This is a genomic window from Saprospiraceae bacterium, from assembly GCA_016719615.1.
Classification (GTDB): Bacteria; Bacteroidota; Bacteroidia; order Chitinophagales; family Saprospiraceae; genus Vicinibacter.
The window spans coordinates 979,871-994,713 of record JADJYQ010000001.1 but is presented as its reverse complement, the minus strand read 5'-3'; the positions used below and the strand labels follow the sequence as shown (position 1 = coordinate 994,713).

The following is a 14,843-nucleotide window of genomic DNA, read 5'->3' as shown; positions in this document are numbered from 1 at the left end:
CAATTCAACAAACTTCCAATAAATCGACAGGCAATTCAACTAAAAATCCCATCGGTATATATTCAAGTTTTATCTGAACTGTTTTTTTGCCTAAAATTTCTACCAGACAGCCCTTACAACCTTTCAGTACACCACTGGTCACCATCACCTTTTGGCCTTTCGACCAATTCACTTCTTGAAGCGATGAATACTGGATTCGCGAACCGCAGTTTTGAATCAGTTGAATTTCATCTTCGCGGATGGTAGCATCCCGCTGGTTGTACTTTACATAATGTATTACGCCTTTGGCATCAAAAACTTTATTGCGATCCTTTTCGTCTAAGTTGACAAAAACATATCCTGGAAATGCGGGAACTTTTAATTTTTTTACGCGATCAGACCAAACGCGCTCCACCTCCAGTTTGGGTACATAATGAGTGATGCCAAGCTTTTGAAACTGCTTTTCAACGGTGAATTCATACCGTCCTTGAACGTATAAAACTCTCCAGCTTAGCATGCGGGGTGGTTGGTTTGTTAATCGAAAATAATTCTTTTCCGCTTTTCAGACAAGCTTATCAAATTAAATTTTTGCAAGCCGGATCAGTTCAGCGTTCAGCGTATCCTTTTATTCAAAAGAAATTCTGATCAACAAATTTCATGGAATCTACATTCCTAAAAACAGGATAAACCCTCTTTCGCTACAGGAAAAACACCCTTTTTTTTATGATTCAAAAAATAAATCACGGCTATAACCTTGCCACATATTATTGACATTAATAAAATATGAAATGTATCGAAATTTTTAAACGGCTTCGCCGATCTTCAGTCACAAGTACTGAAACATGTTTGAATGTTATCTAACCACTCATAGCAGTCAGATCTAAGATTGGTAACAACAAAATTAAATCTTTTCGACAATTATACAATAATTGCAAAAAATATTTTCTGTTAAGTTTAAATAAAACGATTCTCCTTTTTCTATGCGCCATGGACACGAACGGATGTTGATCAAAAGAGCAATAGTATACCAACAGTCAAAAGTCAATAATTTAATTGAATAAAATGATACTTGTCTACTAAACTAACAGACTATCAGACTATCAGACTCACAGACTTCTTCCTAAAAGCCTACATGCCTACACGCCTACAAGCCTATTTCAGCCCCAACAAAAACCCTATCGTAAAATTCGCATCCCAGTCGAATACGAAGGTCTTACAAGCCGTCTCATCGGCAATAGCTTTGTAAATATTGATTCCGGCGCGCTGCTTCTCGCCTTCTGCTTTATAATCAGCAGGTGCTTTTAATACCGTATAACGCTCTTTTCCGTTGCGCACTTGTTTGGCTAATTCAAATGGAATCCCCCCAATGATAAAACAATATTCTCTGTTGGCAGCCGGTATCTGTGCGATCACTTTGCGCACATCGCTGTAAGCCTGCTCATCTGAAATCGATTTTTGGAAATACTTAGAACCCACACTTTCATAGGCCTGTATGCCTCTCGCTGATCTCCAGCTGATCTTGGTATTACCACTACCTATATCGATCATAAATGAATTGTCGCTAAAGGTCGCCGGAATGACACAATTCAGTCCAAAGGTTCCTTCTTGTTGTGCAGTCACTTCGTTCACAAAATATCCCAATGACTTCAAGCCTTTAGATATCTTCATCACACTCGGCTCGCTCTTGGCTCCGGAACTCACCACAAAATGAATATCCTTTCCAGGTACGCCGTAATCCAGCATTCCCCGGATATAATTTTTCAATCCGTTGCGCACGTCGTCATCTGTAGCCATGTTCTCATGCACCAGACTCGAACCAAACTCGGCTTTCTGCAGTTTCCAGTTTTTCTGTGCGTCGATCAAAACTATAAATGAATTGAATCCGGCTGCTCCTAACTCCACCACTCCTTTCAACTTTCCATTCACCGGCTCGGGAGCTACGTATGGAAAATCAGCTGTCTCAGCAGCAGTAGCCGATTCCTGAGTTTCGCCTTCAGCTTGTGCTGGCGGCATGTTTTCTGGAAGAGTCGTCTGCTCTGTTCCCGGCTGTACGCCAAATTTTTCCTGCAACATCGGACTGTATTTCTGATACAATAGAAAAATCACGGCCAAGACGGCAACAACAATGAGAAATCTTGAAAATCTGGTAAGCTGCATATTCTTTAGTTTGAGTGTAAAAATACCACATTTTGGAGACTATCGTTTGCCGTTTGATCCAATTTAGATCAGTGGCTTTTAAAATTGGGCAGGGGGTTTGAATTTAACGACGGAAAGGAGGGGAAAAGGCTGAAGGCTGAAGTTATAAAGCTTTTAACCAGCTCTGCAGAGTCTCCGACTCCGCAGAGCCAATTCCAATTTGAAAATCACAGATGATTCTTTTATTCAACTCCCTTCTCCACGCCAGTGGAGAGGGGCCGGGGGTGAGGTGCCAAATCATAAACGACAATCGCTGCAATCATCGGCCAGAAAATAAAACTGGCTTTGTCGGTATCCAAAAAATTATTCAAAAATCCGTGGGTGAAATACGTCACCAATCCGCAAGCAAGGGTGCAGATCATCACGCGATGCGATTTGTCTTTATTTGCTAAAAATGCGCGCATGGCATAATACATACACATCACAAACAAACTCATAAAAATCAACATGCCGATCATACCGGTCTCTGCCAGCGGACCCAGATATTCACTATGTGCATTGCCTATGTCACCAAAATTGGTGCTGATGGAGGTGTAGTTTCTACCCAATTGGTAAGGTGCATATTCAAACATATACGTACCCGGACCAAAACCAAAAACAGGTTTGTCATTCCACATCTCCAATGCACAGGCCCAGCGGTTGATGCGTTCGAGATTGGAAGGGTCAGAGCTGATGTTGGAAATGGATTCAATATTCTGTTCAAGATCATCTCCACCTGCCACTTTGTTACGCTCCATTTCTGTGATGATGCCTTCGATGTTCATAAACAAATAAGCCATCACAAGCAGCATTGCAGTAAATACCCATTTGAATCGGATGTGAAATACAAAAACCAAAAGCAAAAGTAAAGCCGGTACAATACTGGCCCAGGCCGCGCGGGAATAAGTTATGATGGTTCCAATGATTAGAATGACCATCGCGCTGAAAAAAAACATTCTTTTTACAACATCGCTCTTCGATAAACGGAATAATCCAAAACACAAGGGCAAAACCATAGCAGATACCGCACCGAGTATGGTGTGATCTTTAAAAAAGGGCTGCATGGTCGATTGCGAGGGCTTGTCTTCAAAGGAGTATTGCGCCAGATGTATAATGTTGTAACAACTGAGCACAAACATTCCTGCTACAAATAACATCAGATAGCGAAATAAATTTTTAGGTTCTCTAAAATAAGTGGCTGCTAAAAAATAGCCCGGAATGATAAACCACATTTTTGCAATCACAAATTTGATCGATACCACTTTATCTACACTGGTCGCCGTAGTTACCAGTAACCAGAAAAAATAAATGTAAATTAATATGCTGATCGGATGTTTCAACAAACGGGGATCGATCCTATCGGTCGTTAGTAAAACGTAAAAAAACAATACGACCAACAATGCCGCCATCGGTTCAGTGGGCAATGCCAAACTCAATTTTCCCAATTCCGCATCGTGCGGATTGATGGATAGGGGTGTTAAAAATCCAAGACTAAAAAAAAGTACATCGGGTTTTAAAAAAACAATGACGCCTAAAAGTATCGCAACGGGAATTGCAAGTAAATACAAGTATTGTCCACCAAAAGCAATTCCGCTGATCAATAAGCTCAGGGCGATGGGCAAAAATATTTCCGGTTTTTTAATCAGTGCAACTTGCATCAGGATAAGATTCCCTTGGCCAGTTCGGGCCATTTTTGTTTGGCCAACAATAAACTAACGGAGATGAGCATCGAAGAAAATACGCTGACCAATACCACCAACCATCGCACGGGATAAGATTTGCGCTCAGCCGGTTCAGCCGAATCCACGACAAATTTTTGAGAGAATTGAATTTCTGCATCGGCTTTAGATTGTACGAGGTATTTATTGATCAACATCAGATTTTCCAACTCCCGCTCATAAATTTTTTCCAACATATCAAAGTCTTCTCCCATACTGATATTGGCATCGACAATCGCGCGCAACTCTTTCCGTTCTTGCCCGGATGATTGGCCAAAGGCATCCAACAAATAACCCCGCTGAAACTGACTCATGATGCCTTTTTTGGTCATGCTGTCCATTTGCATTTTGAGACTGTCGATGATGAGTTGTTGTTTGGAGTGTTGGTGTTGCAAATTGCCGATGAGTTCATTGGCGCGAAGTTTCACCATTTCATATTTTAAAGTATCGAGATATTGAGCAATGGCATTGGCAATGTTGGCCGCCATTTCGGGCTTTTTATCCTGAACTGTAATTTCTATGGAGTTGAATTTGGTACGTTTAATGCCCACATTGCCCGAAAAAGTTCTGCGCGTAAAGGTGAGCGCTGCAGGATCATTGCGCGGAATTTCATAGTGCGTAAACAAATCAAACTTTTCAATGACGCGATCCATCAAACTGGTGGAGTTTAAAATTTCGAGCGCCTGCTCCGCTTCTCCGGTCTCACCAAAATCGCTGATATTACCTCTTCTGAAAGATGTTTCGTTGACCGGAGCTTGTCCCAGTTTCACCGGAAAAATGACGGTGGTCGATTTGTAATAAACGGGCAAGATCAAAGCGATGACTGCAGATCCGATGATCGTAAAAATGGCTATCATGATCAGGGTCCGGATATTTTTTACAATGATCCTGATCAATTCACTAAAACTCAATATTTCCATACTGTTTATTCTGGCTAAGGTATTTAGTTCCAACGCCCTACTCCAGCCAATTATTGGCTATGACTGCACCGGAAATCGCGCGAAGATAGAGATTGCCTTATAAATTGCAAGATTATTGGGCTTTCATCCGGTCGAACAAGCCTTTGAGGACCTCATAATATATGGGCTCGATACCGGTTTCGGAGATTTTCAATTTGACGTAATCAATGCGATCCTGGGTGACCGGGTGTGTCCGCATAAATTCCGGTACTTCCAATCCTTTACTGCCTTCATCCAGGAAGATCTGAAATAATCCCTGCATCCCACTCAACCCGATGTTGCGCTCCATCAACAGCTCAACTGCACGGGCATCTGCCTCCCGTTCAAATTCCCTGGAATAACTGAGATTTTGAATGGAATTTGCATTATCCAATAACACTCCCATGATGCCTGTCAGATCGCCAAACAACAAACTAAGAAACATATATCCCGACAAAGAACGGAACATGCTCCTGAGACTATGCCTCTTTTCCACATGTGCAAATTCGTGACCTAACAATCCGGCCAAGGCTTCGTAATTCTGCATTTTGTCAAATAATCCCTGGTACACGACGATGCTCCCACCGGGCATCGCAAAGGCATTGACCACCGTATCCCTCACAAAATAGAGTTTGATTGGATAATCCGTCGTCACCTTCATAGCTGTAAAAAAGGAGTCCAGCATCTGCGATTTCAGGGTATCCACCTTTCCTTCCGGTACTAATCCTGCAGCCACTTGTTTTCCAAGATCCAGTTCCCATTCAATGGGTACGTTTCGTGCGATTTTATCTGCCAGCCGGGGCGCAATTATAAAATATGCAGCAATCGACAAAGCAATGACAATTCCTATCCCAATAAATAAGATACCCACCGCATTTTTGGAAGCAGCCGATTTTTTCTTTTCCCACAATTTACCCGGATATACATTTTCCAAAATCATCAGCGCATCTGCCTGGTTAAACTCCAAATACTCCAAAGGCTTTACTACACCATAACTTAATATCAGGCGATTGTCATCAAAAGAATCATCAGGATGTATGGCCTGTACATCCCAATATCGGTCATCCTCATGCTCTTCCATGGTTTGAACAATGCGAAAAGCATCGTTCTCCAAATAAACAGCCACCGGTTTACCTACCGGCTTGATGCCTTTATAATAAGTTGCTTGCAGGATCTGCATGTGATCGTTTAGCTTTGAAATAATACGTAAATGTAAAATGAAAAAAGGAACTTCACCTCACCCCCGGCCCTCTCCACTGTTTGGAGAGGGGAGCGATATAAAATGAAATTAATTTATGAGGAAATCGCGTGTTATTATTTCATGTTGCAACTCCCCTCTCCGCTGCGCGGCCGGGGGTGAGGTGTGCACTCTAGCCTTCAAAGATAACCGCCCATAGGGTCGTCATCTTAAGAACAAGACTCATTTTTTCAAGAATTCAACACTACATTATTTTTCTAAAATTCTTTTCAATTGATCTGGATCCCTTCTTGAATCCCATACGCTAATTATATAAATGCAATCTGGTTTAATCTCGAAGAAAATAATGTAAGACTTGACAACAAAACTTCGAACTTTTTTTCTATCTGTATTGACAGATAAGTAAGGATACTTGCAGATTAATTTAACCGTATCCCGAAACAATACCAGTAATTTTTTAGAATATACATTTGATTTATTACGGGCATTAAAGTATTTCTTGATGGAAATAATATCCTGCTTAGCAATATCGGACCAGATTATTTTCTTACTCACCTAACAATTCCTTAAAAAGCTCATCATGCGAATGCGTGAGACCCTTTTCGTATTGCTTTTGAGCTTCCTGCAGCATAACATTTTGTTCTTCATTCAATATCAACATTTCAGTACATCCCTTAAGATCTTGAATTAAAGTATATACTTCCTGAAGAAGCTCTTCATTTTCTATGTTCTGAATGTCAGATAAAATCTTTTCTTTGACTGTCATGAATGCCGATTTAAGCAAAAATAAGAATAATATTGAACATCTCCACCTCACCCCCGGCCCCTCTCCACTGTGTGGAGAGGGGAGCGATATAAAATGAAATTAATTTATGAGGAAATCGCGTGTTATTATTTCATGTTGCAACTCCCCTCTCCGCTGCGCGGCCGGGGGTGAGGGCCTAAACCTCCTGCTCCATCATACACCTAAAATGCCCCTTCGGACAAGCCGCATATCCTAATTTAGAACAAGGTCTGCAGGATAAATTTTTGACTTCATGGCTATACCAGGGAAGCTGCTGATCTCCATAGTAAGGATACATTCCAAACTCGGGGATGGTGTTGCCCCAGTAAACATGCATCGATTTTTTTAGAGCGGCACCGATGTGCATCATGCCCGTATCCGGGGTCACCAGATATTCGCAAGATTGGATCACTGCTGCCGATTGCCGCAGTGTTGTATGTCCGCATAAATTGGTAATTTGATTTGGGAATTTGGACAAAAGTTCTTCTGCTAACAAACGTTCGTTAGTGCCTCCAAGTAACACCATGGGCAGGTTTGTTTTTTCAATGAGCTCCTTCCATTTCTGCGCTGGAATTTGCTTGGTAAAATAAGTCGCGCCCAGTACGCCGACCACATACTTATCTGGTAATTTAAAATTAGCGAGATCCTGAGCATGGAAAAAGCAATCCAGACCCCGGCCATCATTTAAAATTCCACAGGTTTTAAGGGCATCGAAGTAGCGGTCAACGATATGCTTTTTCGGCAAACAATTATACTTACTTACAACTGCTAGCCATTTTCTAAAATTCAATTTATCAAACCGAAGGGTCTTCACTCCCAAAACCCAACTGATGTGATACGAACGAATGTTTTTATGCAGATCTATGATGAGATCAAACTTCTCTGTCAGGAGCGCTGTTTTTATTTCTGTCCAATCTCTTTCAAAAGTCCAAAGTTTGTCGATCTGCGGGTGATCCGCCAGCAATTCCGAAAATTTTGACTTTGTCAAGTAATGGATCTCTGCCTCTGTCTGCTGCTTCAGACATCGTATGACCGGTGTAGTCAATATGATATCACCTATCGAACTAAAGCGCAGAATGAGGATTTTGCTTCCTTTTTTGATATGCATGTCAGGGAGAAAGTCAGTAGTCAAAAGTAAAGATTATAGTAAAGATTATAGATTATAGATTATAGATTATGGAGTATAGATTATGGATTATGGAGTTGGTCAATACATTTAAAAAAAAAAAAGCAATTAGATCTCAATAGTTAATAGAAAAAATCATTTCCCTTTTTTCCCATAAATCCCCACAGACTATCAGACTATCAGACTATCATCCTTTTCCTACATTCCTACAAGCCTACCCTCCTACAAGCCTACAAGCCTACAAGCCTGCAAGCCTGCATTCCCAAATTCCTATCCCTTCACTACAACCACACTCGCCGCAACTTTCCCGGACAACAATTGCAAATAATAAATCCCTGACGGAAGTTCTGTTACATTCAATTGAATTTCATTTTTACCAGATTCAATGATTCTTTTTTCTTTTAACACTTCAACTCCTAAACTATTGATCAATTGTATATTCAAATCCTGGCTGCGATCGCTGCTGAACGAAATATTCAACAATTTATCAAATGGAACGGGATACACTTCCAAATCATGAATCGTTTCAAGATCCTCATTTTTGATCAACACCCTTTTCCCGTTTGCAAAGAAAGAGCCCCATCTTGCTTCTGATATGAACAACTGTTCGGAACCTCCGGATTGAATTTTATTGGCCGCCAATTGTTTGAATTTGATCGAAATATTGCCACTGTTATCATAACCATTGTACATGATAAACTTATCATCGACGGAGTAATTCGGATATCCTGTATTATCTCTATCCGCTGCTATTTCTGCTAAATTTCCCGTTTCAACATTTGATCCCAGGATGTAAAATTTATTGCCGAATAAATCCTCTTCCAGATAATCAAAGGCAATGACATAAGGTGAGTTTTTTGAAAAAGAAGGATTACCAATACTTGTGTTTTCGGGCAAATCTGAAAATAGCTTATCGATATGTCCGTCGCCAAAATTATTACTGGCTAAATTCCAAACTCTTAAAAATCCGATGTCCCAGTATTCATAAATGGCACCACTGTTTTGTTCCAGTTTACTCAAGGCGTCGTACATCAGATATTGTCCTGAATGTTCGAAGTCCATAAAATCTGCATAACGCACATTTGAAGTAGCACCGCCGCCATTCGAAGTGGTTGGATTCGTAAGTGTAAATGTCTTCCACACTTGTCTCACAAAATCATATACGTGAATTTTATTTTCTTCCTGATCGTACAACACCGCCAGCAATCGGCCATCTTTTGAAATCGTTGCACTCCTGTAGATCGGGTCAGAATCTAATACGATCTCATCATACACTTTTGTTGTTTGATTTAAAAATAAACCGTACAATCGGGAATCAACGCCGACAAAATATATTTCGGAACCATCATCAGACACACTGGGTTTGCTTTTAATGCTTCTATTACTCAATTGAAAAATCTGGCTGGTTTGAATATTGATCAGATAAACGCCGAGGTTCCGATCGTCTGTACATACTGCAAATAAAGCTCCCGGATTGACAGGCAAATCATTTTGATATTGCTGGCCGCCACCACCGGGATTGCCACTTGACCCAATGCCCACCTGGTCGAATGCAAATTTAGCAGCATTGTGCACCGTTGAATTATTGCCATGCAAATCGATACATGCCTGCTCTACCGCATTGCGCAAATCTTTAAAATTAGAGGATCTCGTGAGATAATTGACCAATGTTCGGTAATAGACTTTCTCCGCAATTTTTTTGCCTTGTTCTTCTGTACTCCCTTTAGCAAGTTCTTTGACAAATAAATAAAATGCATAATTAGGTATCCCACTGTTGATGTGTACACCTCCATTATCTGAGCTTCCTTTATATTGTTCTGAAACGTGTTGTGGTTGCCATCTTCCAAAATCATTGGTTTGTGCTCCATTGTGAGGATTGCTCATATCTCTCATGGCTCCTGAAGGAAATGCGTTGAGGCGAACAATATCATCTCCTAATTTCCAATCATCGCGGTCAATCAAAACTCCAAAAATATCTGCAAAGGATTCATTGAGTGCGCCCGATTCATTTTCATAGGTAAGATTGGCCGTAGTCTGCACAACTCCGTGTGTCATTTCATGTCCGGCCACATCCAGACTCTTCGCTAAACTTGTAAATGCGGTACCTCCATTTCCATAAAAAATAGCCTCCCCATTCCAAAATGCATTGTCATATCCGCCGCCGCCGGCTTCAGTTATATTAATCACCGACAAAATGGTGCCGCCCTGCCCATTGATTGAATTCCGCGCATGGGTATTCAGATAATACTCATATGCTAACCCGGCGTTATAATGCGCAGAAATTGCATTTTTTGCCCAGGTGTTGGCATTACTGCGAATCTGCCCCATACGGATATTGTTTTCATTGCTATTCAATCCATCCATAGTCCATATGGCTCCTACAGGGTCGTCCAATTTGAATGAAGCTGCTTTAAACATGGATCGCGAAGCATCGAGCAAATATTGAAAACTTCCTTCCCTCCAAACCTGTATGGTCCGGTTGATGTCAAACAAATCTCTGGCTGTTGTTGTTTCTCCGCCTTGTGGCGACGGAAGTTCTGCTACATGATCGCGATGCGAACATTCGTTAGTAGTGTGCACATGTACATTGCACTGATCTTTTCTGAATTTTAAGATCGCCCCTGATTCCGCATCCATCCAAATGAGGTATTTGCTCAATGCTGTTGGATAATATACCATTTCATATATCAGTTTCCATTGGTCAGATCCAGGAACTTGTGCATAACCCAATGTGTAAGAACTTAGCCCTGTTTTTAAATATTTCTGCTCAGTTGATGGGCTTTCATTTAAAGTAATTCCTTCCCGGATAAATGCAGTTTTAACGAGTGCTACTGCCTGATCCAAATGAAATTTCGGCTCGAGGCTTTGATCCGGTTGTTGAAAATGTCCGTGAGCCAAAACTTTGCCATCTGCATATACATGGACATAATATTCTGACCCTATGACCGGTTTTCCATCAAACAGTTGCTGATATTTTAAATGTCTGATCTTCAGATCGTCTGATGTATCTGAAAGGTTTTTCCATTCAATGGCTTTATCTCCTTCAGAATCAAAAACCTGATTCAACTGTTGAGCCCAGAAAGATGCATCGGTAGTTGAATTTCTGGGTATGAGCGCATTTAAAGATAAACGCTTTGGATACCCGGCTTCATCTGTTTCTAAAACCGTATAATTTTTCTTAATACCAGATAGCTTATTAGCTGAAATGGGCTTCAGATTCAAAGTTCCGGTATATAAAAATGAAGAATTTGAATAAGGAAGGGCAAATCCGGGATTTTCAAAAGTCTTTCCCGAAATGCTCTGATTCCCATTTAACTGGAAATCTGGTTTGTTTTTTAGACCCTGGGATTGTGCCGGCAATATTCCGAGAGGAATTGCCAAAAACAATAAGATGAATTTTCTCATTTGCTGTGTTTCTTAATTAGGTAAAAAAGGTGATTATAATAGAGTTCAAGTGCTTTCGGATGTTCCGGATCATAGGGATCCCAAACCAACTTCCTGGCTACACCACCTTTGTTAAATTCAAGGAGATGGTAAATATTTCCAGGTTTCAGGTATTCGATCTGATCCAGCTGCAAGGTCTGTTTATTTTCTCTCAATTGACTGATTTCTTCTTTCGACAATCGGCCCAAATATTCCCCGGATTTCTCAATTCGGCCATTGTCGGATACTTTATAAATGGTCTCTACGCCGGTAAATCCGCCGCCATCGCCCAAAAGAGTGTATTCTTCCTGAGCCGGAGTTTTGGAACCGGAACAACTCAAACTTAGCATTGAAATCATTAAATAGCTGATAATCAGTGTAAAAACGTTTTTATTCATTGAAATTTACTTAAAGTCACGTTAAAAGTCCAAAGAAGGAACAAAATAATGCATTCATACGTTTTATCTTTGCTTCACTAAATTAAATAAAATAAACTTATGAAAAAATTAGTCTTGTTCGTTGTATTCGGATTATTCATGGCTACCAACTACAGCGTAGCTCAGTGTTCACATGCTGCTAAAACTGCAGAAACCAAACAATGTGTAAAACCCAGCGAAGCTGCTTTAAAAGCTGCTTCTATGGATGCTAGCATCGAAACCAAAGTTTGCGAAAATTCAGGTGCTGTTTGCTTTAAAAAGAAAACAGTAGGTGCTGATGGAGTAGCTTCTTATGCGGAAGTAAAATTTGATGAGTCAACAGCTCAGTTTGTTGCAATTCCTGCTGGCGATGCTTCCATGGAAAATGCTTCAACTAAAAAATCTTGTGCAAAGGCCTGTTGTGCAAAAGGCGGATCTGGAAAAGCTTGTTGCAGCAAATCTAAAGGAACTGCTTCAGCTACCAATTCAGAAAATGTAGCTCCTGCTCAACCAGCTAAATCAGAATAAGACTTAAATAATATATGATTTAAAGGCTTCCACACGGAAGCCTTTTTTATTTATTGCCATGCCATACAAGTTCCTTCATATTGTGTTCCTTTGCTTATTAATGTCAAATGCTTTCACACAAACGATCCTATTAGAGGCTGCCAACTGGCATTTCCGGGATGCCGATTCTTCAGATTGGATGCCCTGTCAGATGCCCGGAAATAATTACACAGCCTTATTTGAAAATAAAGCCATCCTGTCTCCATACTTCGGAGATCACGAAAAAAAATTGGCCGTACTCGCAAAAAAAAATTGGCAATTCAAACATAGTTTTAAAATTGACAGCCTTCTATTAAATCAGGAACACATTGAATTGGAATGTGATGGTTTAGATACTTATTGCGAGATATTTCTCAATGGTCATTTTTTAGGAAAAACGGACAATGCTTTTCGCAAATATCATTTCCCAATAAAAGAATTCCTTTCACTCGATCAAAATGAATTGCTGTTTTCATTTAATTCTGCAAAAGGTATAACAGATTCCTTGTACAGCCTACAAAATCCAGCTTTGCCGGGTGGTCCAAGAGTATGTGCACGCAAACCTCAGTTTCATTTTGGCTGGGATTTCGGACCGGAATTTGTGCTTTGCGGTCTCAGCCAGTTACCTAAAATTGTTTCCTGGAATCAACTTCGATTGGAAGAAGCAGGACTACATACCATCCAGATTGTTGAAGACCATGCGACCCTCCGACTGCAAGCGATCCTCATCAACGCCGATACCGTGCCGAGAGATGTCGCTATATCATGCAAAATTGCAGACCGTGAATTCAAGTTTAATACGCTGCTGTCACCGGGTAAAAATGTTTTTCGCAATAATATCGAATTCAAAAATCCAAATCTTTGGTGGCCCAGAGGTTCCGGCCCCGCTTATTTATACGATTGTAGTTTTCAATTACAAGATTCAAGCGGAGTCGTGTTGGCTCAAAAAAAATGGAAAACGGGCATTCGCACGATTCAGCTGATCGCAGAAGAAGATTCCATTGGTCAGTCATTTTATTTTAAAGTGAATGGCGAAGCTGTTTTTTGCAAGGGTTCCAACTACATTCCTTCAGATATCCTCTTTAATGCTGCAGAAAAATGGAAGTCATTATTGAATGCAGCTGTTGAAACTCATTTCAATATGTTGCGAATTTGGGGAGGCGGTATTTACGAATGCGATGCTTTTTATGAGACCTGCGACAGCCTTGGCATTATGGTGTGGCAGGATTTTATGTTTGCCTGTGCGATGTATCCAGGCGATACTGCATTCATAGATAATGTGTCGATAGAAGCAGAACAACAACTCCAAAGATTGTCCAAGCATGCAAGTATCGCATTGTTTTGTGGAAACAATGAAAATAAAGAAGGCTGGCATCGTTGGGGTTGGCAAGCATCTCTCGATGAAGCATCGAAACAGCGTTTATGGAATGATTATCAAAATTTATTTCAAAAGCTATTACCGGAAAAAGTGCAGTTGTGGGCCCCGGGAATTTCTTATTGGGATTCTTCTCCTCTTTTCGGAAGAGGTGATGATCGTTTCAAAACCCATGGCGATGCCCACGACTGGGGTTTGTGGCATGATGAAATGCCTTTCTCTAAATTGGAATCGCGGATTCCCAGATTCATGAGCGAGTTTGGTTTTCAATCTTTAGCTTCACTAACAACGCTTCAGGAATTTATTTCAGAAAATGATTTGATTTTCGAATCTCCTGCCTTGTTAAATCATCAAAAACATCCGCGTGGAAATAAATTGATCAAAGAATACCTGGACCGCGATTATCCCAAACCTGCCAATTTCGAGCATTTGGTTTATCTAAATCAACTCTGCCAGGCTGATGGGATCTCGCAAATTATCAGCGCTCACAGACGCGCTAAGCCATACTGCATGGGTAGTCTGTATTGGCAATTCAACGACTGCTGGCCGGGCATTTCATGGTCAGGCATTGATTATCTCGGACGGTGGAAGGCCTTACAACATCAACTAAAAATGGCATTTGCACCTGTTCAGTTTTCTGCTATGGAGTCAGATCAATACATTAAAATATATGGCATCAACGATTCGCGTGATATCAAAACTTTCCAATTGGATTTGACCGTACAGGATTTTTTTGGCAACCCATTGTACTTTCAATCCCTGGAAGATACCCTCAAAGAAAACAGTTCGAGATTAATTCACCTTATTTCTATTGATTTAAATGAACTTGCACTGCGCGAAACACATTATTTGCAATTAAAGTGGGTCGTTGAGGAAGATACTTTTTATGCTTCACATTTTTTTGAAAAACCAAAAAATCTTCAATTGCCAAAACCTGATGTGATCGTCGAAAATATTGGAAATACAAACGGACAATTGAGCGTGTCGTCAAATACTTTTGTGCGCGCCCTCTATTTAAAAGAAACAAAGGACGAAGTCTATTTTCCAAATTATTTTGATGTACATCCGGGTATTCCGGTGATCGTCACGCGAAAAAATTCAAAATCAAAATCGGAACTTCTTCCTGAATCTTTAAATTTATTCGACATTAAGAACTAAATTGTTT

12 protein-coding genes are annotated in these 14,843 nt (G+C 40.5%); 2 read left to right on the top strand and 10 right to left on the bottom strand.

Going from position 1 to position 14,843, the window contains the following annotated elements; translation table 11 throughout:
* Positions 1 to 4 precede the first annotated feature (4 nt).
* From IPM92_04050 to IPM92_04005, 10 genes are all read right to left on the bottom strand, one after another.
* Positions 5 to 496: a UpxY family transcription antiterminator gene (locus IPM92_04050; protein ID MBK9107561.1), complete on the bottom strand. Its 492-nt coding sequence runs from the start codon at positions 494 to 496 to the stop codon at positions 5 to 7.
* A 635-nt stretch (positions 497 to 1,131) separates the two neighbouring features.
* Positions 1,132 to 2,136 (bottom strand): hypothetical protein, encoded by a 1,005-nt coding sequence (locus IPM92_04045; GenBank protein MBK9107560.1) that lies wholly within the window; start codon positions 2,134 to 2,136, stop codon positions 1,132 to 1,134.
* Positions 2,137 to 2,357: 221 nt separating this feature from the next.
* Entirely contained in the window at positions 2,358 to 3,812 is a 1,455-nt protein-coding gene (locus IPM92_04040) for an O-antigen ligase family protein (GenBank protein MBK9107559.1), read from the bottom strand.
* A complete protein-coding gene (locus IPM92_04035; protein MBK9107558.1) occupies positions 3,812 to 4,792 on the bottom strand; it encodes a hypothetical protein in 981 nt (326 codons plus the stop codon). The genes IPM92_04040 and IPM92_04035 overlap by 1 nt, the downstream gene beginning before the upstream one ends.
* Before the next feature lie 112 nt (positions 4,793 to 4,904).
* Positions 4,905 to 5,990, bottom strand: coding sequence for a M48 family metallopeptidase (locus IPM92_04030; GenBank protein ID MBK9107557.1), 1,086 nt, complete (start codon positions 5,988 to 5,990; stop codon positions 4,905 to 4,907).
* Between the two features lie 267 nt (positions 5,991 to 6,257).
* Entirely contained in the window at positions 6,258 to 6,563 is a 306-nt protein-coding gene (locus tag IPM92_04025; GenBank protein ID MBK9107556.1) for a type II toxin-antitoxin system RelE/ParE family toxin, read from the bottom strand.
* Positions 6,556 to 6,774, bottom strand: a complete 219-nt coding sequence (locus IPM92_04020) for a hypothetical protein (GenBank protein ID MBK9107555.1) — start codon at positions 6,772 to 6,774, stop codon at positions 6,556 to 6,558. Before IPM92_04020 ends, IPM92_04025 begins: the two co-directional genes overlap by 8 nt.
* Positions 6,775 to 6,949: 175 nt before the next feature.
* A complete protein-coding gene (locus IPM92_04015; GenBank protein ID MBK9107554.1) occupies positions 6,950 to 7,900 on the bottom strand; it encodes a glycosyltransferase family 9 protein in 951 nt (316 codons plus the stop codon).
* A gap of 288 nt (positions 7,901 to 8,188) precedes the next feature.
* Positions 8,189 to 11,323 (bottom strand): M4 family metallopeptidase, encoded by a 3,135-nt coding sequence (locus tag IPM92_04010; protein ID MBK9107553.1) that lies wholly within the window; start codon positions 11,321 to 11,323, stop codon positions 8,189 to 8,191.
* Positions 11,320 to 11,739, bottom strand: coding sequence for a hypothetical protein (locus IPM92_04005; protein MBK9107552.1), 420 nt, complete (start codon positions 11,737 to 11,739; stop codon positions 11,320 to 11,322). Before IPM92_04005 ends, IPM92_04010 begins: the two co-directional genes overlap by 4 nt.
* A 99-nt stretch (positions 11,740 to 11,838) precedes the next feature.
* Between IPM92_04005 and IPM92_04000 the strand changes: the two genes are divergently transcribed.
* Together IPM92_04000 and IPM92_03995 are read left to right on the top strand one after the other, a co-directional pair.
* Positions 11,839 to 12,285 carry a hypothetical protein gene (locus IPM92_04000; protein ID MBK9107551.1) on the top strand — a complete coding sequence of 149 codons (447 nt, stop codon included), beginning with the start codon at positions 11,839 to 11,841 and terminating at the stop codon, positions 12,283 to 12,285.
* A 100-nt stretch (positions 12,286 to 12,385) separates the two neighbouring features.
* Entirely contained in the window at positions 12,386 to 14,836 is a 2,451-nt protein-coding gene (locus IPM92_03995; GenBank protein ID MBK9107550.1) for a hypothetical protein, read from the top strand.
* The last annotated feature ends 7 nt before the right edge of the window (positions 14,837 to 14,843 follow it).

What these genes read in the sequence shown, in the direction of transcription:
- IPM92_04015 (MBK9107554.1), bottom strand. Translation starts at nt 7,900, where the DNA reads ATGCATATCAAAAAAGGAAGCAAAATCCTCATTCTGCGCTTTAGTTCG.
- IPM92_04030 (MBK9107557.1), bottom strand. Translation starts at nt 5,990, where the DNA reads ATGCAGATCCTGCAAGCAACTTATTATAAAGGCATCAAGCCGGTAGGT.
- IPM92_04005 (MBK9107552.1), bottom strand. Translation starts at nt 11,739, where the DNA reads ATGAATAAAAACGTTTTTACACTGATTATCAGCTATTTAATGATTTCA.
- IPM92_04040 (MBK9107559.1), bottom strand. Translation starts at nt 3,812, where the DNA reads ATGCAAGTTGCACTGATTAAAAAACCGGAAATATTTTTGCCCATCGCC.
- IPM92_04010 (MBK9107553.1), bottom strand. Translation starts at nt 11,323, where the DNA reads ATGAGAAAATTCATCTTATTGTTTTTGGCAATTCCTCTCGGAATATTG.
- IPM92_04050 (MBK9107561.1), bottom strand. Translation starts at nt 496, where the DNA reads ATGCTAAGCTGGAGAGTTTTATACGTTCAAGGACGGTATGAATTCACC.
- IPM92_04000 (MBK9107551.1), top strand. Translation starts at nt 11,839, where the DNA reads ATGAAAAAATTAGTCTTGTTCGTTGTATTCGGATTATTCATGGCTACC.
- IPM92_04020 (MBK9107555.1), bottom strand. Translation starts at nt 6,774, where the DNA reads ATGACAGTCAAAGAAAAGATTTTATCTGACATTCAGAACATAGAAAAT.
- IPM92_04045 (MBK9107560.1), bottom strand. Translation starts at nt 2,136, where the DNA reads ATGCAGCTTACCAGATTTTCAAGATTTCTCATTGTTGTTGCCGTCTTG.
- IPM92_04035 (MBK9107558.1), bottom strand. Translation starts at nt 4,792, where the DNA reads ATGGAAATATTGAGTTTTAGTGAATTGATCAGGATCATTGTAAAAAAT.
- IPM92_03995 (MBK9107550.1), top strand. Translation starts at nt 12,386, where the DNA reads ATGTCAAATGCTTTCACACAAACGATCCTATTAGAGGCTGCCAACTGG.